General features: G+C 62.2%; 2 protein-coding genes. Both read right to left on the reverse strand.

Annotated features, from left to right (window positions below; all coding sequences use genetic code 11):
- Positions 1–402: organic hydroperoxide resistance protein (locus tag DWB68_RS15750; RefSeq protein WP_147391722.1), on the reverse strand; the 402-nt coding region annotated here is incomplete at its 3' end.
- 54 nt (positions 403–456) lie between these two features.
- Positions 457–906 carry a MarR family winged helix-turn-helix transcriptional regulator gene (locus DWB68_RS15755; RefSeq protein WP_147391723.1) on the reverse strand — a complete coding sequence of 150 codons (450 nt, stop codon included), beginning with the start codon at positions 904–906 and terminating at the stop codon, positions 457–459.
- Positions 907–1,181 lie beyond the last annotated feature (275 nt).

Genomic DNA, 1,181 nt, shown 5'->3' on the forward strand with positions numbered 1-1,181 from the left:
GGTGACGTCGATGTTGCCCCGTGTTGCATTGGAGTAGGGGCAAACGTTGTGGGCGGCGTTCGCGAGTGCGACTGCGCTCTCGTGATCCAGATTGGGAATGACAACCTCGAGACGCACAGCCAGTTCAAAGCCACCGGTGTTGGTGGAGCCGATACTGACTGCCGCACCCACGCTGGAGCCTTCGATACGCACCTTCTGCTGGCGAGCCACCATCTGGAGGGCTGAATGGAAGCAGGCGGCATATCCGGCGGCGAATAGCTGCTCGGGGTTGGAGCCCTTGCCGCTACCGCCCATGGCGACTGGGATGGCCAGGTCGAACTCGAGTGGTGACTCGAAAATTGAGACGTGTCCGTCTCGGCCAGCGCCAGTGGCGAGGGCTTCGGTGGTGTAGAGGGTCTGCATTTGGAGGTTCCTTTCGATGGTGTTGGCGAGCCAGGCCATGAATGCGTGGTGCGGCTAGTCGTGGATGAGGCGTGCGTCCTCGAGTGACCCACGCAAGGTGGTGAGTTCTTCGATGAGCAGGTCGGCGGCATCGATGCTTAGCCCCGTGCTGGCAGCAAAGCAGGGAGCCACGGAGGTGAGCTCGGACTCGAGCTGCAACCCGCGTTCTGTAAGAACAACTGTGACCACGCGCTGGTCGTGCGCCCCGCGGTCCTTGGTCAAGATGCCCGCCTCAACTAGGCGTCGCACCAGCCCGGAAGCCGCAGACGCTTCCAGGACAAGCCGGTCGGCTAACGCGCCGACGGTCATTGCCTTCTCTTCGGAGAGAAGTTGGATCACCAGGTACTGCTGATAGGTCAGACCGAACGGTGCAAGCAACGCGCGGTAGGTGGCCAGCATGGTGTTGGTGGCCGAGTAGAGGGAGAAGCACACGGCTCGGTCTACGGAGAAGTTAGCGTCGCTCACAGGATAAATATGGCACACCAGTATGTTGCATGCAACATACTGGTGTGCTGGCGCCACATGATGACTGGCCGGTGGTGCTACATCGGGGCTCCAGGGGCACAGGGTGGAGCGAGCTTTCGGGGATCTCCCCGGGGTGGGCTGTGACTGTGCCGCTCTGCAGTCCAAAGCAAGTATTGGCGAGAGGGGGGTGCATCAGGTGGCGTGCGCTCACTTTTGCAACCTCCGAGTGCCCCCGGTGGCGCGCCCCGTCTCACGGCCTTGGTCGCAGTCCGCCG

Origin of the sequence: Galactobacter valiniphilus (assembly GCF_003575975.1) — a bacterium.
GTDB lineage: Bacteria > Actinomycetota > Actinomycetes > Actinomycetales > Micrococcaceae > Galactobacter > Galactobacter valiniphilus.